The organism is Embleya sp. NPDC127516, from assembly GCF_044765325.1.
Taxonomy (GTDB): domain Bacteria; phylum Actinomycetota; class Actinomycetes; order Streptomycetales; family Streptomycetaceae; genus Embleya.
In genome coordinates, this window is record NZ_JBIWJT010000009.1 from 258,578 (window position 1) to 277,796 (window position 19,219).

16 protein-coding genes are annotated in these 19,219 nt (G+C 71.9%); 8 read left to right on the forward strand and 8 right to left on the reverse strand.

The annotated features are described in order from the left end of the window. Positions 1-238 precede the first annotated feature (238 nt). Positions 239-2,494 (forward strand): anthranilate synthase component I, encoded by a 2,256-nt coding sequence (locus ACIRL2_RS19665; protein ID WP_402233667.1) that lies wholly within the window; start codon positions 239-241, stop codon positions 2,492-2,494. A gap of 269 nt (positions 2,495-2,763) precedes the next feature. On the opposite strand, the gene ACIRL2_RS19670 is transcribed toward ACIRL2_RS19665, so the two are convergent. The 3 genes from ACIRL2_RS19670 to ACIRL2_RS19680 all read right to left on the reverse strand — a co-directional run bounded on the left by ACIRL2_RS19670 (position 2,764) and on the right by ACIRL2_RS19680 (position 5,387). After that, positions 2,764-4,248, reverse strand: coding sequence for an MFS transporter (locus ACIRL2_RS19670; RefSeq protein ID WP_402233669.1), 1,485 nt, complete (start codon positions 4,246-4,248; stop codon positions 2,764-2,766). A 138-nt stretch (positions 4,249-4,386) separates the two neighbouring features. Continuing rightward, positions 4,387-4,536, reverse strand: coding sequence for a hypothetical protein (locus tag ACIRL2_RS19675; RefSeq protein ID WP_402233671.1), 150 nt, complete (start codon positions 4,534-4,536; stop codon positions 4,387-4,389). Continuing rightward, entirely contained in the window at positions 4,533-5,387 is an 855-nt protein-coding gene (locus tag ACIRL2_RS19680; RefSeq protein WP_402233672.1) for a sigma-70 family RNA polymerase sigma factor, read from the reverse strand. The genes ACIRL2_RS19675 and ACIRL2_RS19680 overlap by 4 nt, the downstream gene beginning before the upstream one ends. Positions 5,388-5,660: 273 nt before the next feature. On the opposite strand from ACIRL2_RS19680, the gene ACIRL2_RS19685 reads away from it, so the two are divergent. From ACIRL2_RS19685 to ACIRL2_RS19715, 7 genes are all read left to right on the forward strand, one after another. Further along, positions 5,661-6,695 (forward strand): STM4015 family protein, encoded by a 1,035-nt coding sequence (locus ACIRL2_RS19685; protein ID WP_402233674.1) that lies wholly within the window; start codon positions 5,661-5,663, stop codon positions 6,693-6,695. Between the two features lie 97 nt (positions 6,696-6,792). Beyond that, positions 6,793-8,046 carry an STM4014 family protein gene (locus ACIRL2_RS19690; protein ID WP_395860533.1) on the forward strand — a complete coding sequence of 418 codons (1,254 nt, stop codon included), beginning with the start codon at positions 6,793-6,795 and terminating at the stop codon, positions 8,044-8,046. Between the two features lie 53 nt (positions 8,047-8,099). Then, on the forward strand, positions 8,100-8,909 hold the full coding sequence (locus ACIRL2_RS19695) for an STM4013/SEN3800 family hydrolase (protein ID WP_395860535.1): 810 nt from the start codon (positions 8,100-8,102) through the stop codon (positions 8,907-8,909). Positions 8,910-9,068: 159 nt separating this feature from the next. Next, positions 9,069-10,484 carry an STM4012 family radical SAM protein gene (locus tag ACIRL2_RS19700; protein WP_395860537.1) on the forward strand — a complete coding sequence of 472 codons (1,416 nt, stop codon included), beginning with the start codon at positions 9,069-9,071 and terminating at the stop codon, positions 10,482-10,484. Continuing rightward, a complete protein-coding gene (locus ACIRL2_RS19705; RefSeq protein WP_402233677.1) occupies positions 10,481-11,413 on the forward strand; it encodes an STM4011 family radical SAM protein in 933 nt (310 codons plus the stop codon). Before ACIRL2_RS19700 ends, ACIRL2_RS19705 begins: the two co-directional genes overlap by 4 nt. A gap of 195 nt (positions 11,414-11,608) precedes the next feature. Continuing rightward, positions 11,609-12,763, forward strand: a complete 1,155-nt coding sequence (locus ACIRL2_RS19710; protein ID WP_395860541.1) for a MaoC family dehydratase N-terminal domain-containing protein — start codon at positions 11,609-11,611, stop codon at positions 12,761-12,763. Positions 12,764-12,940: 177 nt separating this feature from the next. Further along, a complete protein-coding gene (locus ACIRL2_RS19715; RefSeq protein WP_402233679.1) occupies positions 12,941-13,396 on the forward strand; it encodes a hypothetical protein in 456 nt (151 codons plus the stop codon). Here ACIRL2_RS19715 and ACIRL2_RS19720 read toward each other — a convergent pair. The 5 genes from ACIRL2_RS19720 to proS form a co-directional block, all read right to left on the reverse strand. Further along, a complete protein-coding gene (locus tag ACIRL2_RS19720) occupies positions 13,341-14,909 on the reverse strand; it encodes an ABC transporter substrate-binding protein (RefSeq protein ID WP_395860544.1) in 1,569 nt (522 codons plus the stop codon). The two genes, ACIRL2_RS19715 and ACIRL2_RS19720, sit on opposite strands and share 56 nt — an antisense overlap. Further along, a complete protein-coding gene (locus tag ACIRL2_RS19725; protein ID WP_395860546.1) occupies positions 14,906-15,151 on the reverse strand; it encodes a hypothetical protein in 246 nt (81 codons plus the stop codon). The genes ACIRL2_RS19720 and ACIRL2_RS19725 overlap by 4 nt, the downstream gene beginning before the upstream one ends. A 244-nt stretch (positions 15,152-15,395) precedes the next feature. Further along, a complete protein-coding gene (locus ACIRL2_RS19730; RefSeq protein WP_395860548.1) occupies positions 15,396-15,998 on the reverse strand; it encodes a hypothetical protein in 603 nt (200 codons plus the stop codon). A 145-nt stretch (positions 15,999-16,143) separates the two neighbouring features. After that, entirely contained in the window at positions 16,144-17,547 is a 1,404-nt protein-coding gene (locus ACIRL2_RS19735; RefSeq protein WP_395860550.1) for a hypothetical protein, read from the reverse strand. A gap of 65 nt (positions 17,548-17,612) precedes the next feature. Then, positions 17,613-19,025 (reverse strand): proline--tRNA ligase, encoded by a 1,413-nt coding sequence (proS, locus tag ACIRL2_RS19740; protein WP_402233681.1) that lies wholly within the window; start codon positions 19,023-19,025, stop codon positions 17,613-17,615. Positions 19,026-19,219 lie beyond the last annotated feature (194 nt).

Genomic DNA, 19,219 nt, shown 5'->3' on the forward strand with positions numbered 1-19,219 from the left:
CGGGTCCAGTGCACCCACGCCGGGCGGCCGGGGGCAACCGGTTGCGCCCCCGGGTCGCGGGGTTGAGCAACATTCACCGCATGTGGGGCCGGACGTTCGCGTCAGCGCAACCCAGCCGGTTGCGAGCGCACTTGCCCGGCGCGTGTGATGGACCGGTCGGCACATCGCGGCCCGACGGCCCGTCGGCGCACCGCGGCACGTGGCCGGTCGGCACACCACTTCACGGAGGGGCTTCGCCATGGCGCTACCGGAAATGCTCGCCGTCCGTTCCGCCGGCACGTCCCGGGAGTTGTCCTGGCGCCTGCCGAACGGCCTCCGAGTGCGCCGTTCATCCGCGTACGCGGGACGGGCGGGCCCCGCGTTGGCGGCACTGGAGGAACGGCTCGACCGGCGTCGCGGCATGCTCGCCCACCTCGGGAACGGAACGGTCGTGGGATACGCCGACCCGCCGATCGAGGTGACCGCGCGCGGTTCCCTGCTGGCCGTGCGGGCGCTCAACGCCCGGGGTCGGGTGCTGCTTCCCGCGCTGGCCCGGGCGACCGCCGGCGTCCTGCGGGATCGGGAGGTCCGCGCGGACCGGGTGTACGGGAGCGTGCCGTCCGCGGACGAGGCGATCGCGGAGGAGGACCGTACCCGCCGGGCCGGGGTCTTCACGGTGCTCCGCGAGTTGGTGGACGCGATGCGCTCTCCCGCCGACTCCCTCCTGGGCCTGTACGGAGCCTTCGGCTACGACCTGATCCTGGAGTTGGAGGGCATCACGATCGCGCGAGAACGCGATCCCGGCGACCGCGTGCTGGTCCTGCACCTGCCGGACGAACTCCTCGAGGTGGACGAGCGCAACGACACGGCGATCCGGCACCGGTACGAGTTCCACGACAGTCGCGCGCGCACCGACGGACTGCCGCGTACCACCGCCGACGCCGCCTTCCGCCCCGGCGGCGCGGTCGCGAAGGACGACCACGCTCCCGGTGACTACGCCCGGGTCGTGGAGCGGGCCCGCTCGGCCTTCCGCGCGGGCGACCTGTTCGAGGTCGTGCCCGGCCGGGAGTTCCGCCGCGCCGCGACCGCACCGCCGTCGGCGGTGTACCGGCGGCTGTACGCCCGCAACCCCGCCCCGTACGCGCTGCTGATGAATCTCGGGGAGCGTGAGCACCTGATCGGCGCGTCACCCGAGCGCTTCGTCGCGGTCCGAGCGGGAGGGGACGCCGGCGAGGGCGGGCTCGTCGTGGAGTCCGCGCCGATCAGCGGCACGATCGCGCGCGGCCGCGACGCGCTGGAGGACGCGGCACAGGTGCGCAGACTCCTGGAATCCGAGAAGGAGGAGTCCGAACTCACCATGTGCACCGACGTGGACCGCAACGACAAGGCGAAGGTGTGCGTACCCGGGAGCATCCGGGTCACCGCCCGGCGCCGTGTCGAGTTCCACGCCACGCTGATCCACACCGTCGACCACGTGGAGGGACGCCTGAGACCCGAACTCGACGCCCTGGACGCGTTCCTGGCGCACCTGTGGGCGGTCACCGTCACCGGCGCGCCCAAGCGGGCCGCGGTGCGGTACCTCGAACACGAGGAGAGGTCGCCTCGGCGCTGGTACGGCGGAGCCGTCGGCCGGATCCGCTTCGACGGGGGTCTGGACACCGCGCTCACGCTGCGCACCATCCAGATCCGCCGCGGAGCGGCCGTCGTCCGGACCGGGGCGACGTTGTTGTGCGCGTCCGACCCCCGGGCCGAGGAGGCCGAGACCGAACTGAAGGCCCGGGCCCTGCTGGCCGCCCTGGACGAGGCGCAGGCACCGGAGGTCCGCGTCCCGGCGCCGGTTGCGGCGGCGATCCGCGGGCGGCGACCGTCGCCGACCGCCGAGCCGGCTGCCCGGCCCAGGGTCCTGATGGTCGACCACCATGACTCGTTCGTGCACTGCCTGGGCGACTACTTCCGTCAATGCGGCGCCGAGGTGGCCACGTTCCGGCCGCCGCACCACCTGGCCGTGCTGGAACGCACCCGGCCGGACCTGCTCGTGCTGTCCCCCGGCCCGGGGCGCCCGAGCGACTTCGGCGTCGCCGAGACACTGGCCGCGGCCGAGGCGCTCGACACCCCGGTGTTCGGGGTGTGTCTCGGATTGCAGGGCCTGGTCGAATACCTGGGCGGCACGCTCGGCGTCCTGGACCGTCCCGTCCACGGGCGCTCCTCGCGAGTGCGGGTCACCGATCACCGCAGCGGGTTGCTCGCCGGCCTCCCGGACTCGTTCGAAGTCGGCCGCTACCACTCGCTGTACGTGCACGCGAGGGACCTGCCACCGCGACTGCGGGTCTGCGCCACCACCGACGACGGCGTCGCGATGGTCGTCGAGCACACCGAACGCCCTTTCGCGGCCGTTCAGTTCCACCCCGAGTCGATCATGACGGCACACGGATCCATCGGTCTCGACATCATCGCGAACGCCCTGACCCACCTGACCCGCCGACCGGCCCCGAGCACCACCCCGACCGCGAACTGACCCGCCCGCCCGGCCGGTCGTCCACACCGTGCACTTCCACGGCCACGCTCGCGCCAGGATCAGACGTCACCCCGACCAGCCTCCGGACGGGTCGGTCGGACGTGCGGACGTGCACGGATGCCCGGACGTGCCCGGGTGTGCCCGGGTGTGCCCGGGTGTGCCCGGGTGTGCCCGGACGCCGCTGTGCGGAACCGTGGTTCCGGACAGCGGCGTCCGGCGGAGCCGGCCCGGTGGACGGCCCTTCGGCGCGCGGCCGATCCGCGTGTGGGTCAGGTCGTCTCCTCCCCGCGGGTGTTGGCGACGAACAGGCCGACCACGGCCGCGCCCGCGAGGAGGAACGCACCGACCAGGAGCGCCTTTTGGTAGCCGTCCGTGTAGGCGGAGGCCGCGGCGTCGCCGGCGGCCAGTCGGTGGGTGGTCTCCGCGGTCGCCACGGCGGAGAGGATCGCGAGGCCGAACGCGCCGCCGAGTTGTTGCGCCGTGTTCATCAGCGCCGCCGCCAGGCCCGCCTGTTCGGCGGGGACGCCCGCGTTGGCGGCGGTGGCGACGCCGACGAAGACGAAGCCGAGCCCGAAGGACATCACGACCAGGCCGGGCAACAGGTCCCCGAGGTAGGTGCCGTCCACCGGGATGCGGGACAACAACCAGACCCCGGCGGAGGCGATCAGCGAGCCGACCACGATCAGCGGACGGGTGCCGACCCGGGCCAGCAGCGGCTGGGCCATTCCGGCCGCGATCCCCACACCCACGGTGACCGGCAGGAACGCGGATCCGGCCTTGATCTCGGAGTAGCCCATGACACCCTGCACGTACAGGGTGATGAAGAAGAACATCGCGATGAAGCCGGACATGGCCACCAGTTGCGTGACGTTCGCCGCGGCCAGGCCCTTGACCCGGAAGATGCCCAATGGCATCAGCGGGTTGCCGATCACCGCCTCGTTGACGACGAAGGCGAGCAACAGGCAGGCGGCGACCCCTAGTTCGACCACGGTGCGGGTGGACGACCACCCCTGGTCGGGGGCCTTCACCAGACCGTGGACCAGCAGCACCAGTCCGCCGGTGGCCAGTGCGGTGCCGAGGAAGTCGAAGCCGCGTACCGATGCCCGGCGTTTGTCGTCGGGCAGGAGTCGGGGGATGAGCGGAAGCACGAGCGCGCAGACCGGCAGGTTGACGAACATGACCCAGCGCCACCCGGGGCCCTCGGTGAGCACCCCACCCAGGAACACGCCGACGGCGGAGGCGAGTGCGCCGGTGCCCGCCCAGGCGCCGAGCGCCTTGTTGCGGTCGGGACCGGTACCGAACGAGGTGGTCAGGATCGACAGGGCCGCGGGCAGCATCATCGACGCGCCCACGCCCTGGGCGAGCCGGGCGCCGATCAACACCTCGGAACTCTGCGCCAGTCCACCGATCAGGGAGGAGGCGGCGAACACCAGGGTGCCGCCGGTCAGGACCCGGCGGCGCCCGATCAGGTCCGCGGCCCTCCCGCCCAGGAGCATCAGGCCGCCGTAGGTCAGGAGGTAGCCGGACGGCACCCATTGCAGACCCTGGTTGCTCAGGTCGAGGTCGCGTTGGATGGCCGGCAGCGCGATGTTGACGATGGAGGCGTCGACGAAGTCGAGGAAGGCCACCGCGCACAGCAGGACGAGGGTGAGTTTGCCCCGTGCGGTGGTCAGGAACGAGGCGTCGGACTCGGTCGGAGCCGCGGACTTCGTCGGATCCGTCGAGTCGGTCGATGCGAAGGTGCCGGTGGACATGGGTGCTCCAGGGCTGGATGACGGTTCGGTTTTCGGGCGTGCGGGGATCAGGCGACGGCGTGCCGGGAACCGGGGCGTCGCCCGAGGTGGTCACGGGAGGTGCGCGCGGCTCGTCCCGCGCGGCGAAGGTTCGCCGGGTCAGCTCTCGGTGTCGTCGGGGCGCAGGTGGGTGTCGTCCGCGGCCGGCGGCTCGTGCGGCACCCGGGTGAAGTCGGGGTAGTCGATCGGGTCGGCGTCGTCGACGATGTCCAGCGGAACTCCCTTGAGCTTCTCGGGGTTGGCGATCACGTCGATCCGCACGATCCGGTCGCCCGCCACGGTGAAGCCGGCGACGCCGCTGGGCCGGTTGGGGTCGCCCACCAGCCGACCTGGGGCGCCGTTGACCAGAACGGGACGGGCGTAGGGCAGAACGGGGCCGAGCGCAACATCTGCCGCGCGACCTTCTCGGCGCCGACCACGGTGGGCGGGGCCGAGTGCCGGTTCGGGCCCGGGTCGAGTTGGAAGGAGACGTCCGGGTCGAGGTTGGCCAGGAGCGCGTCGAAGTCGCCGTCCTGCGCGGCGGCCAGGAACGCGTCGACGACGCGGCGCTGCCGCTTGAGGTCGCCCTCCGGCTGCGGCGCGGACCGCACCCGCCGCCGCGCCCGGCCGGCCAACTGCCGGGCGGCCGCCGGGGTGCGGTCCACGATGGGGCCGACCTCGTCGAACGGCACGCCGAACACGTCGTGCAGCACGAAGGCGAGCCGCTCGGCCGGATTGAGGGTCTCCAGCACGATCGGCGGCGCCAAGCCGATGGCGTCGGCCTCGATGGTCTTGCGTTCGGGGTCGTACGCGTCGGCGTCGGCCGAGCGCACGATCGGCTCCGGCAACCACGTACCCGGCTCACGGCGCAGTCGCCGCGCGCGCAGCATGTCGAGGCAGATCCGCTCGACGATCGTGGTCAGCCAGGCCCGCAGGTCGCGGATGTCCTCGTGCTCGGTGCGCGAGACCCGCAGCCAGGTCTCCTGGATCGCGTCCTCGGCGTCGGCGCGCGAACCGAGGATGCCGTACGCGACGGACCGCAGGTGCGGGCGCAGCCCCTCGAACTGGTCGGCCGTCCACTCCGCACGCCACGTGGGCTCGGGCCCGGGTTCGTTCTCCATGCGATGTAGACGAACGTCGGCGAGAAAGTGTGACACGGGGCGCGGGAGCCTTCGCGGCAAGCACCCGCCGAACGAACACCGGCGCGCTCGCACCGTCCCGGGACGGCACCGGCGGCGAGCCGACCCACCGGGCACCACCGACGGGAGTGAGCGGGTCTGCCGACTCAGGCCCCTCGGCTCTCCCCCCGCGCCGGCCGTCGGTGCGCTCTGGTAGGCAAGAGCCCTACGCGCACCGATCCGCACGCATCCGACCCACGCAGGTGACCTCCCGACATGAGCATCCACACCTATCTCGAACACTTCGGCGGCCTGCCCGTCGCCGACCTGCGGCCGCCGGACTCGAAGCAGCCCTCGGCCGTTCCCGGAAGGCAACCCGAGGAGGCCCGCCGCGGCGAGCCCACACCGCCGTACGGCATCGCGCCCGGCGACCACCCCGCGGACGCCGTCGCCTGGCGGCTGCGCCACCGCCACTGGGAGGACGATCCCGAACTCGCCGATCTCTACGCCTACTTCCTCGCCAACGTCGACACCACACGAGTCACCGCGCTGATCGTCGGCGCCTGGGACGTGGACATGTCCCAGGAGAATCCGCTGCCCGGACTGCTGGTCCGCGACGCCGCCCGTTTTCCGGCGCTGCGCCATCTGTTCGTCGGCGACGTGGTGCAGGAGGAATCCGAGATCTCCTGGATCGGCATCGGCCCCTCCACCGGGCTCCTCGAAGCCTTCCCGCACCTGGAGGAACTGGTGCTTCGGGGCAGTGAGAACGCCACCGAGGACGCCCCCGCGCTGACTCCGGTGCGTCACGAGCACCTGCGCCGACTCCGCTTCGAGAGCGGCGGCCTGTCCGGTCGGATCGTGCGTGCCGTCGGCATGAGCGACCTCCCCGCGCTGGAGGAACTCGACATGTGGCTCGGCGTCGACGACTACGGCGGTGACGCCCGCGTCGAGGACCTCGCCGACCTCCTGTCCGGGACCCGAGTGCCCCGACTCCGGCATCTCGGGTTGATGAACAGCGAATTGCAGAACGAGATCGCCGCCGCGATCGCGAGCGCCGCCGTCACGCCCCGGCTCGAATCGCTCGACCTGTCGATGGGAATCCTGAGCAACGACGGCGCCGAGGCGCTGCTGAACAGCCGATCCCTGGGCCGGCTGCGGAATCTGACGATCCGCCACCACTTCCTGGACGACTCCGTGGCCGAGCGCCTGCGGGCGACGCTGCGGGCATCCGGTGTGACGGTGGAGATCTCCGACCCCGAAAGCCCCCGCGACTGGGGCGGCGACCCCCGATACGTGGAGATCTCCGAATGACCGGCGGTCAGGCCCGGGCACGTTCCGCCGGCCCGCGCGTCGTCGCGGCGATCGACCCCACGGGCACCGCCGACCTCCGCGCCGCGCGGTACCTGCCGTGACCGTGATCACCGTCGTCGCCAACCCGGGGCACCGGCGCGTCGTGGGATTCGACGCGGCGGCGCGGGCCGCCGGGCTACCGGCCCCGCGCGTCGTCCCGTGGGAGGACGTACTGCGTGGTGTGCAACCGGCTTTCGCCGCCGGGCCGGTGCGGATCGACTCCCCCGGCGAGAACCCCGTCGTCCACGCACTGCTCGGCGGGCCGTCCGACCCGCACCGCGTCGAGGGCGGTGCGGTGCGCCACGCGACCTTTGTGCGCGCGCTGGAACGCGTACGAACCGCCGTGGCCGCGACGCCCGGAGCGTGGCTCGTCAACGACCCCGACGACATCGCCGTCATGTTCGACAAGCCGCGCGCGCACGGGCGGCTGCACGACGCGGGCGTCCCGGTCCCGCCCGGGCTCGGCGCGGAGGGGCGCGGCGTCACCGTGCGCTCCTACACCCACCTGCGCGACCTGATGCGCGACACCCGCCGGCCACGCGTGTTCGTCAAGCCCGCGCACGGCTCGTCGGCGTCCGGTGTGGTCGCCCTGGAGACCTCGGGAACGCGCGTCCAGGCCACCACGTCCACCGAACTGGTGCGCACCGCGTCGGGCATCGAACTGTTCAACTCGTTGCGGGTGCGCAAGTACCGCGACGAGGAGGATGTCGCGGCCCTGATCGACGCACTGTGCGCGGACGGCGTGCACATCGAGACCTGGCTGCCCAAACTCACCCTCGACGGACTCGCCGTCGACCTGCGCGTCCTGGTCGTCGCGGGCCGCGCCACACACGTCGTCGCACGCGGCAGCCGTACCCCGATGACCAACCTCCACCTCGGCAACACCCGCGTCGACGTGGACGCGGTCCGCCGCGCCGTGGGGGCCGCCGCCTGGGAGGAGGCGATGACGACATGTGTTCGCGCGGCCGAGTGTTTTCCCCGGACGCTGCACGTCGGTGTCGACCTCCTGTTCGCGGTCGACCGCCGCCGCCACGCGGTCGGCGAGGTCAACGCGTTCGGCGATCTGCTGCCGGGGGTGCTGCACCGGGGCCGGGACACGTGGGCGGAACAGATCCGCGCCCTGGTCGACGGCCGGCACCCACCCGCGAGGCCACGACAGGCGGGACGCGAGACATCGGACCGCGAAACGCCTACCCGCGAAGCGGCACACCTCCAGGCACCGGACCGCGAAGCGACGGACCGCGAGGCACCGGACCACGAAATACCGAACCGCGAGACACCCGACGGGGAACGACTGCCGTGCCCGAACTGACGACACCCCCACCGCGCCACGGGAACAACGGCCCGCACGGCCACAATCCCGACATGAACGAGGTCGTCGGCCACCACGATCTGCTCATGGTCACGCTCGACACGCTCCGCTACGACGTGGCCGCGGAACTCGTGGCGGCGGGCCGACTGCCCACCCTCGCCCGGGTGCTGCCCGGCGGGCGCTGGGAGGCGCGGCACACCCCGGGCAGCTTCACCTACGCCGCGCACACCGCGTTCCTCGCCGGATTCCTGCCCACCCCGCTGGGGCAAGGCCCGCATCCACGCCTGTTCGCGGCACGCTTCGGCGGCAGCGAGTCCACCGCGCCGCACACGTGGGTGTTCGACGAGCCCGATCTGCCCTCCGGGCTGGCTCGCGCGGGCTATCACACGGCCTGCGTCGGCGGCGTCGGCTTCTTCAACAAACGCGGCGCGCTCGGCTCGGTACTGCCCGGCATGTTCGCGGAGAGCCACTGGGATCCCGAACTCGGCGTCACCTCGCCCACCTCGTTCGAGGCACAGGTGGCCCGCGCGGAACGCGTCGTCGCCGCCCTCGACCCCGACCGGCGACTCTTCCTGCTGGTCAACGTGGCGGCGCTGCACCAGCCGAACTGGTTCCACCGGCCCGGTGCGACGGCCGCCGAGGGCGATACCCGCGAGACGCACGCGGCGGCGCTGGAGTACGTGGACCGGCATCTGGGCCGGCTCTTCCGGGCGATGAGCGCCCGCCGCCCGTGTTTCACCATCCTGACGTCGGATCACGGCACGGCGTACGGCGAGGACGGCTACACCGGGCACCGCATCGGCCACGAGGTCGTGTGGACCGTCCCCTACGCCCAGTTCACCCTCGACCCCGGCGAATGGTGACCCCGCGCACGCCTTGATCGGCGGCGGGCGACGGCCCCGACCATCGCCCGCCGCCCAAGCCACCGGGCGGTCGGCCGGCCTGTCGGCGCCCACCCCTAGAGTCGGGGCGTGCGAACACCGCACCCGGCACTCACCCACGTCCTCGGAGGTCGTCCGCTCATGGGATCGTCCAGCACCGCCGATCCCCTGGTGGTTCCGTCGTCTGCGCGAGACCTGCTCGGCTCGCCGTACGCGGGGTACGTCTACTCGTATCCGCACAAGACCGCCTACCGCCCGCTCGCCCCGATGCCCACGCTGGGCGATGTGTGGCGGGGCCAGGACCTGTCGGCGCTGTTCCTGTACGTGCACGTGCCGTTCTGTGAGATGCGCTGCGGCTTCTGCAACCTGTTCACCCGCACCGGCGCCCCCGCGGAACTGGTCGGGCGCTACCTGGACGCGCTCGAACGGCAGGCGCGGGCCGTGCGCGAGGCGATCCCCGAGGCACGTTTCGCGGTCGCGGCGGTGGGTGGCGGAACGCCCACGTACCTGGACGCGCCCGAACTGGAAAGACTGTTCGACATCGCGACGGAGGTGATGGGCGCGGACCTCGGCTCGATCCCGATGTCCGTGGAGACCTCTCCCGCGACGGCGACGCCCGAGCGCCTCGCGGTGTTGGCCGAGCGCGGGACGACGCGGGTCAGCATCGGCGTCCAGTCGTTCGACGACGCCGAGGCGCGAGCGAGCGGGCGCCCGCAGCGCCGTGCCGACGTCGAGGCCGCGCTGGCGGCGATCCGGGACGCCGCGGTGCCGACGCTCAACATCGATCTGATCTACGGCATCGACGGCCAGACGCGGGCGAGTTGGCTCGCTTCGATCGACGCTGCGCTCGCGTGGCGGCCGGAGGAGTTGTACCTGTATCCACTGTATGTGCGCCCGCTCACCGGCCTCGGCCGCCGAGCCGTCACGCGCGCCGACTGGGACGAGGACCGCCTCGCGCTCTATCGGGCGGGCCGCGACCGTCTGCGCGAGGCCGGCTACGAGCAGGTCTCGATGCGCATGTTCCGCCGCGCGGACGCCCTCCCCGACGCCGCCGGCGGGCCGGCCGGCGCTGCCGGCACCGACGCGGCCGGCAGCGACGCGCAAGGCGGCTACCGCTGCCAGCGCGACGGCATGATCGGCCTCGGCTGCGGCGCCCGCTCGTACACCACCGACCTGCACTACTCGTTCGAGTACGCGGTCGGTGTCGGCGAGGTGCGTGCGATCATCGACGACTATGTGACGCTCGATCAGGACGCCTTCACCCGTGCCCGCGTGGGCTATCGGCTGGACGTCGGCGAACGACGCAGACGCCACCTGCTCACCTCGCTGCTGCAGGCCGACGGCCTGGCCGCACCCGACTATCGGGCCGAGTTCGGCACCGACGCCGAGGCCGACTTCGCCGCCGAACTGGCGCCGCTCGCCGACGCGGGCCTGCTGACCGTCTCCGCGGCGGGCATACACCTGACCGACGAGGGCCTGGCCTGGTCCGACGCGATCGGTCCCGCGCTGTTCTCGCCCGAGACCTCCACCCTGATGCACGGATACCGGCCGCGATGACGGGCACTCCCCCCGCCGCGCCGCCCCTGGTCGAACTCGGCGTGCGCGCGGACCCGTTGACGATCCTGTACCGGGGTCCGCTCGCTTCGTGCGACTACGACTGTGGCTACTGTCCGTTCGCCAAGCGCCGCGATAGTCCCGAGCAACTGCGGGCCGATCGTGCGGCGTTGGCGCGCTTCGCAAACTGGGTGACGCACGCGCCGCACCGCGTGTCGGTCCTGTTCACCCCGTGGGGCGAGGGTCTCGTCCGCAGTTGGTACCGCCGTACGCTCGCCGAACTGAGCCATCTCCCGCACGTCGAACGTGTCGCCATCCAGACCAACCTGAGCGCGCATCCCCGGTGGACCGAGGCGGCCGACCTCACCCGCCTGGCGCTCTGGGCCACCTATCACCCCGACCAGGTCCCTCACGAGCGCTTCCTGGACCGTTGCCGCGACCTGCGCGCACGTGGCGTGCGCCTCAGCGTCGGCGTCGTCGGCCTGCCGGAACACCTGCCCGCCGCGCGGCGCCTGCGGGACGATCTTCCCGCCGACGTGTACCTATGGGTCAACGCCGCCGAGGGGCACGCGTACACCGACTCGGCGGCAGCCGAATGGGCCACGCTGGACCCGCACTTCGGCTTCAGCCGAAACCCGCATCCCGCCCTCGGTGTGCCCTGCCGCACCGGTGACACCGTGATCAGTGTCGACGGCGACGGCACCGTACGCCGTTGCCATTTCGTGCCCGCAGTGCTGGGCAATCTCTACGACGGCTCGTTCCGCGCCGGTCTCGCACCCGCGCCGCCGTGCCCCGAGCAGACCTGCGACTGCCACATCGGCTACGTGCACCTGACGTCCCTGCCGCTGTACGACGTCTTCGCGGGCGGCATCCTCGAACGCATCCCCACCGCGTTCGGCCCGGCACCTCGGCGCGTGCCTCGACACACATGACGACGACGGGAGTTCCGCGATCCCTGTGCGTGCGCGTTTGCGCGCTTGTGCACTTGTGCACTTGTGCACGCGTGTGGCCCCTCGACCACTCCCGTCGATCATCGACGCGGGTCAATCGCTTGTCAATGTCAAGTAGATCGATAGGGTAGGCGACGGCATCCGACAGGCGGCGATCGTCCGGAAGGCGAGGCGGGCATGAGCACCGACACCGTGGAACCGGAACGCACGCTCCAGGATTGTGTGGCGCGCGGCACCAGGTCCGTCGTGCGCGCCCGGCACCCGGTCAACGCGCCCATGCTCGATACCTGGGCCGACGCCCTCGGCGACCCCAACCCCGTCTACCGCGACGCCGAGGCCGCCGCGGCGACCGGGCGGGCCGGGATCGTCGCGCCCCCGACCATGATCCAGGCCTGGACCATGCCCCGACTCTCCGCCCTGGCCGCCACGTTGCCCCAGGTCCCCGGGTACGCGCCCTACCTGGCCGGCGCATCGGGGCACGAGGTGTCGTCGAAGAACGGGTCGCCCGACGGCCGGTCGACCGAGCAGGAGACCGACAACCCGGCGGCGGCCGTACACCGACTCCTCACCGCGCACGGGTACACCGCCCGCGCGGCGACCCGATGCCGGCAGCGGTACCACCGCGAGGCGGCGGTCGGGGACCACCTGACCTGCGAGAGCGTGCTCACGACGGTGTCGCCGCGCAAGCGGACGGCGCTGGGGCCGGGCTACTTCGTCACCACACGCATGACCTTCCGCGACCAGGACGAGGCGGACGTGGCGACGGTCGACTGGACCGTACTGTGCTTCCGTACGCCGGAACCCGCCGGCGCACCCGACGTCACCGCACCCGACGTCACCGCGGTGGACGCAGCCGCATCCGACGTCGGCGCACCGGGCACCCCCGCGGATCCGGCCCCGCCCACACCCGCGAGCCGCCGGACCTGCCGCCCGCTCACGGCCGCCCCCCGCGTGGGCGACCGTACCCCCCTCACCACGATCCCGATCACCCCCACCTTCGTGATCGCGACCGCGTTCGCCACCCAGGACTTCTACGCCGCTCACCACGACGCCGACTGGACGCGCACCTCGCTCCGGCGTCCCGGCATCTTCACCAACATCCTCGCCACCACCGGCCTCGTCGGCGGAGTGGTCACCGACTGGGGCGGCCCGGCCACCCGGCTCCTGGAGGTCGACCTGCACCTCCTCGCGCCCAACCACACGGGCGACACTCTCACCCTCGACGCCGAGGTGACCGCCGTGACCGGCGACGAGGTGGACCTCCGCGTCACCGGCACGAACTCCCTCGGCCCCCACGTCCGCGCCACCGTACGGGCCCGCGTCACCGTCTGACCCCACCGTCGGGATCCGCACCGGGTCCCGACGGCCGAGCCGCTCCCCCACCGTGCCGCAGCGGTCCGCACACGCGACCAAATCACCGTGCGGCCAAGGGATTCCGCGACGAAATCACCGTGCGGTCACGGCTTTCCGACAGGTTCCCGACATCTTCCCGCGCTCGGATAAGGGTCGATGATGATGCACGCCCTGCGGCGGACCATCGGGGACGACGCCTTCTTCGGAACTCTCCGGCAGTGGCAGCGTGAGCACCGCTACGGCAACGCCTCCCGGCCGCGGTTCGAGGCACTCGCCAAGAAGATCTCCGCCCGACCGGCCCGCACCGGGTTCTTCGACGCCTGGGCACACGGCACCACCGTCCCGCAGGACCAGTACCTGTATCCCGGCAGCCTCGGCGCCGTGGCCCCGGGAGCGAACGGGCACCCTCGATACACCGAAGTGCTTGAGCGTCCGCCCGCCCGAAGCCGGGTCGATCGGCTTCGGGCGGGGCTTCGTCACGGCTGCGAAGGCGTGCTCGCCCCCGACCGTCGCGGTGCGATCACCGACGTCGACGCCGCCGGGGAGGCGGGATTCGTCACCCTCGGCCCCGGCGCAGGGACGTCGGCACGATGCCGGCGCCGTCGATCGTGAACGTGGTGCCCTTGGTGTTGAAGTAGGGCGAGAGCGAGTCCACGAAGGTCACCACGTCGACGCGTTTGACCAACTCTGCTTCGGCGGCCGTCCATTCGTCGCAGCCGGAGAGATCCGGCTTGGCCATCGCGAGACCCACCAGGCGCTGGTACTCGGGGTTGTCGACGGAGCCGAAGTTGATCCCGTCGGGCCCCGGGGGGCCGCTGAAGAAGGGGATGAGCTGGTCGGGCTGGGTGAGCGCGACCGGCGTCCACGAGACGTCCCATTCGCCCGAGGCCAGCACCTCGCCGGTCGTCGCCGAGGTGAGCGGCTTGCGGGTGACCTTCACACCGAACGAGTTCCACTGCGCGACCGCCAGCTCGACGGCGGACACGACCTGGGAGCCCGACGTGGAGGGGAAGGGCAGCACGATCGACAGTTGTTTGCCGTCCTTGCTCCAGCGCCCGCCGGACTTCTCCCAGCCGGCGGCCCGCAGCGCCGCCGCGGCGCGGGCCTTGTCGTGCGGGGGGACGTTCCCGGTGACGGCGTCGGCCTGGCAGGGCGGCAGCATGGTGGTGGCGATCCTGGCCGGCGGCGCCCCCTTGCCGCCGGTGGCCACCGCCCCCACCTGCTTGAGGTCCAGCGCCGCGGTCAGGGCCCAACGCACCTGCGGGTCGGCGGTGACGTGGTTGGCGGCCTCGTTGAACAAGAGCATGCCGAGCGGGTCGCGCTGGATCTGGTACTTCAATCCGGCCGCCGTCAGCCGGACCCGGTCGGCGCCGTTGACCGGGGCGATGTCGATCTGCTTGGCCAGGAGCAGATTGGCCGTGGTGGACTCGTTGGAGACGACCTTGAAGACCAGTCGCTCGGGCAACTCGCCGGCGCCGGCGCCGTCCGGGCCCCAGATGTAGTCGGGTCGTTTGGTGAAGGTGAAGTGGTCGCCCGGTGCCGACTCGGTGAGTCGGTAGGGACCGGTGCCGTCGGTGGCGTGCGTCAGCGAGTCGGGCGAGGCGAGGGCCGAGGGGCAGACCAACGGCAGTCCGGAGGTGCCCCGCAGCAGGAACGGTGTGGGCTCCGGAGTCCTCAGCGTCAGCGTGTTGGTGGCGTCGTCGGCGGTGGCGACGGTTCCGGGGGTCACCGCCAGGCCGAGCAGGGGTGAGGTGTTCTTCGGGTCGGTGACGTAGTTGTACTGGGCCGCGACGGCGGACGCGGTGAGCGGTCGGCCGTCACCGCACGTCACGTCGCGCCTGAGCGTGAAGGTCGCCGAGACGGCGTCGGTCGTCCACTTCTCGGCCACGCCGGAGACGATCCGCCCGTCGGGCTCGACGTTCACCAGGGAATCGTAGGAGAACCGGTTGAGCAACGACGTGATTCTCGTCAGCGAGGTGAGCGGGGACAGGTTGCCGGGGTCGGCGTTGATGCCGATGGTGATCGTGTCGCGACCGCCCGCACCGCCGGAGCCGGTTCCGCCGCAGCCGACGGCAAGCAGGCCCAACGCGACCGTGGTCGCGGCCGCGCGTACGCCGCGTCTCATCGGGCACCGCCGCCGGGACGGTTCACGAGACCCTGGTCGGCGACCTTCGCCGCCCCCGAGCCGGTCCCCACGCCGGCCGCCCGGGAGAGGGCGCGCCTGGTCTGCGGGATCCCGGCCCGGTCACCACTGCCCAGGAAGGCGAGCCACGCCTGCCTCCCGCCCTCCGGTTCGGCGCCGATCGGTGTACGGGCGTCCGGACCCACCATCCGGACGGTGGACCCGACCGCATCGGATCGTCCCATGCTGGATACCTCCTCGGAGAACGGCTCGGTGCCGCAGAGGACGCTCACGGTAGGCAGCGTCCGAACACCTCGGCTCGTCCTGCCGGACAAAGAACGGTCGCCGAATCCGTCCGAATCGCCGACGGCAGCGGCATCGTTTCAGGCCATCCTCGTTCTCCGGACGTCGATCCGCGCACCGCCCGGCTCCGACCGGCTCGAAGCCACCGGCTCCGACCGGCTCGAAGCCGAGATGCGGCCATCCGGCTCATCCCGAGGGCGACAGCTTCGTCTCGACGAACGTCCGCAGCCCCGCCTGATCGAGCTTTCCCTTGTCGGAACGCAGGATCAGCGTCGGATGGGTCGCCTGCTTCGGGTTCCGCAGGGTCACGATGGCGACCGGTTCGTTCCAGTACGTCACCGAATTCGTCGCCTCGAAGTAGCGCTGGGTGAACAGGATGGCGTCGCCGAGCGGCGTACGGATCGTCTCCGTCACAGCGCCGGGTGGAACGTCCGCGGCGGTGCGGTACATGCCGTGCCGGCCATTGCCCGGCGCCTGGGTCTGCGCCTTGCACCGCGTCGAGTTGGACTCGATCGTGACATCGCCCAGCCGCACCACGACCTGTGCGCACCCCTCGGTCGCGGGCGCGGTCGTCGGCTGTACCGGACTCGAGGCCCGGATCCGGAACCCCACCGCCTCGGTGTTCACCTCGGTCTCCCGCTCGACCGGCGGCGCGGTCGCGGACTGCGACCGGGTGGGCTCGGGGGTCGGCAACGACACCGGATCCTTCCCCGAGCTCCCGCAACCGGCCAGGCCCAGCACCGCCAGCCCCGTCGTCAACGCCGCCGCGGTCCTCCGTCGTGCCGTCACCGTGCCACTCCCTCGTTCGTTGCGTCCGTGCAGGTTCGCAGAACTGACGCAACCGGGACCCGACGGGTTCCCTGCCGCCGGTCCCGACAGGTCGGCGGTTCGGCGGGCCGGGCGGGGGGCCGGAACGGGCGGCGGGCCGGGCGGGTCAGACTCCCTGGCCGGCGCTTCGCCCCACCCGCCTGTGGGAAGAGCCACCGCCCTGATCGACGCCGAGCGCGAGCGAGGGCAGCACGACCCGCGTCCAGTCCGAACTGCCGCCGTTGACCGGTTCCGCGTCGCCGGGGCGCAGCGGCGCCGCCTGCTTGGACGCGCCGAAGCCCTTGGCCGCCAGGTGCGTCAGTCGGCCCGGCGCCGAGAGATCACCGTCCCGGATGTGGTCGTGGGTGCGCCAAAAGGCTTCCCGAAGACCCGCGTTGTAGGCGGCGACGCTTCGTCGTTCGTCGCCCGCCCGATCGTCCTCCCGGTAGCCGGCGTTGTCCCGGTTCAGCTTGTCCAGCGCTGCCGCGCGGGAGGCCTTGGTCGCCTCCCGCCACGCTCGATGCAGATCCGGATCGGTGCGTGCCTGGGACAGATGGCGCGGCCCGGTGCTGCCGACCGTCATCTGGGCCAACTCGTACGCCCGCATCGGCGTCATCCCGGCGACGACGAACGGCACCCGGAGCGAAACCGGCGGAACGGTGACCTCCGGCGCCATTTTCGCCGTTCTCGGATCGCCGGGCTCGCGGGCCACGTGTCCGGCGGCCGTGAAGTGCGCGCCCAGTTGCGCTCGGAGATCGGCTGCCGAGTCGAAGGCGCGCGTTTGGCTGTGCGCGGCGATGACATTGATGCGGGGGTCCTGGTGTCCCCCGCCGTTCTCCTTCGCCGCGATGATGTCGTCGGCCGCGCGGCCGGAGCCTCGGTAGGCCAGCAGGATCGCGTCCTGGACGGGCCTGCCGTTCTCGGTCATGTCGTGGACGCGATGCGTCGCGTCCTGGATGGTGATCCCGCCGCCGTTGATCAGCACGGTCGCCGATCCCTGTCCCTGGGACAGGATCCGACCGGCCTGGGCGAGCGCCCAGGACTCGTCACCGAAATCCTGGCCCGGCACCACGAGGATCAGGTCCTGGTCGGGTTGCAGCGGTGCCTTCTTGTTCGGATCGTAGAGCGATCCCGGAGGGGCCACCGTGCCCTCGGCCACGACGCCGATCAGCGGGGCGTCGGCCATCGCCAGTCGCCCCTCGGCGAACAACCGGCGCTTGGCCTCGCCGAGTTCCTTGAGGCAGCCGGAATCGGTGCCCCCGAACATCACGGCGGCCGAGAACCTCGCGGCGTTCAGCAGGATTTCCTCGTACATCGCCTTGTCCGCGGCCGTCGCCGCACCGGCTCCCGCCGCGCCACCGATGACGGTGATCACCGGCATCGAATCGGCCACCACGTCGTGCAGCGCGACACTCAGGTCGGCGTAGGACTCGACCCTGCGGACCGGGAACCATCGATGGTTTCCCCAGCGGTCGGTGGGCGCGGTGAGCAACTCGGGGTCATCGGACGCCGGCGACGCGGTGGGCTGCACAGTGCTCCTTCGCTCCCGTGTGCCCCCCGCCCGCAATCACGGTGCGGCGGGGGGCAGTTCGGGGATCAGTATGCCCGCGCCACGATCGCGATGTTGCCCGGTTGCTCATCGCTCGCGGGAACCGACCCGTCCTCGGCGATCAGGCAGCGCACGGACACGCCCTGTTCGGCGAGCCGCGCCTCGCCCTCCGGGCCGAGCGTGGCCCAGGGAATGCGCGCCCAACCGGTGCCCGCGGCCGCCGCGGCGTCCTCGATCGTGGTCACCTCGACGGTGCGGTCCCGGCGGCGTTCGCGGGACTGCGCCAGCAGCAACGCCTGGTCGTCCGCGAGCGCCCGGGGCACGAGCGCGGACAGTGCCTCGATCGCCACCGGCTCCTTGCCTCCCACGTGGCGTCGGACCAGCACGGCGGTGCCGTTGTCCAGATCGCGCGGCCCGACCTCGATCCGTACCGGCACACCCTTGAGTTCCCAGTCCACCGCACGGCGACCGAAGGGTGTGTCCGTACGGTCGTCCACCCGCACCCGGACACCGGCCGCCGTCAACCGCTCACCGATCTCGCGGACCTTCGCCACCACCGCGTCGTCGGCCTTGATCGCCACCACCACCGCCTGGATCGGCGCCAGGATCGGCGGGACCCGCAGACCGTCGTCGTCTCCGTGCATCATCACCAGGGCGCCGACCATGCGCGTGGTGGAGCCCCAGGAGGTCTGCCAGACGTACTCCTGGCGACCGTCCTTGGACAGGTACCGGATGTCGAACGCCTTGGCGAAGTTCTGTCCGAGTTCGTGACTGGTGCCCAGTTGCAGCGCCTTGCCGTCGCCCATCATGCCCTCCAGGGTGAGCGTGTTGATCGCTCCGGCGAACCGTTCCCTGACCGTCTTGCGTCCCGGCACGACGTCCATGGCGAGCACGTTCTCCATGAACTCGGCGTACACGTCGCGGTGGATGAGCGCGGCGTAGTCCCGGGCCTCCTCATACGTGGCGTGCGCGGTGTGGCCCTCCTGCCACAGGAACTCCGTCGTGCGCAGGAACACCCGCGGGCGCAGCTCCCAACGCACCACGTTCGCCCACTGGTTGATCAGCAGGGGCAGGTCGCGGTAGCTCTGCACCCATTTGGCGAAGTAGTCGTTGATGATCGTCTCGGAGGTGGGGCGAATGACGACGGGCTCGTCCAGTTCCTTGCCGCCGCCGTGCGTGACGACGGCGAGCTCGGGAGCGAAGCCCTCGACGTGCTCGGCCTCCTTCGTCAGGTAGGACTGCGGGATCAGGAGCGGGAAGTACGCGTTCGAGGCGCCCGCCCGCTTGATCCGGGCGTCCATCTCCTGCTGCATCCGCTCCCACAGGCTGTACCCGTACGGTCGAATGACCATGGTGCCGCGCACCGGACCGTTGTCGGCCAACTCGGCCTTGTTGATCAGTTCCTGGTACCAGCGGGGGAAGTCGTCCGACCGCGGGGTGAGCACGGGTGTCTTGGCCATGCCGCGCATGCTAGGACGCGGGCCCACCGGTACGCGAACCGAATATCCCCACCCCGAATCGCCGGGCGAACGGCCGATGTCGGTGCGGCGGTGGCCGCGTCACCCACCCGGCCCTTCGGTACGCTCGGCCCCGGCGACCCTGGACAGGGGTGGCAAGGGGGGCCGGTGGTGCCTTTGGACGACTGGCTACGAGC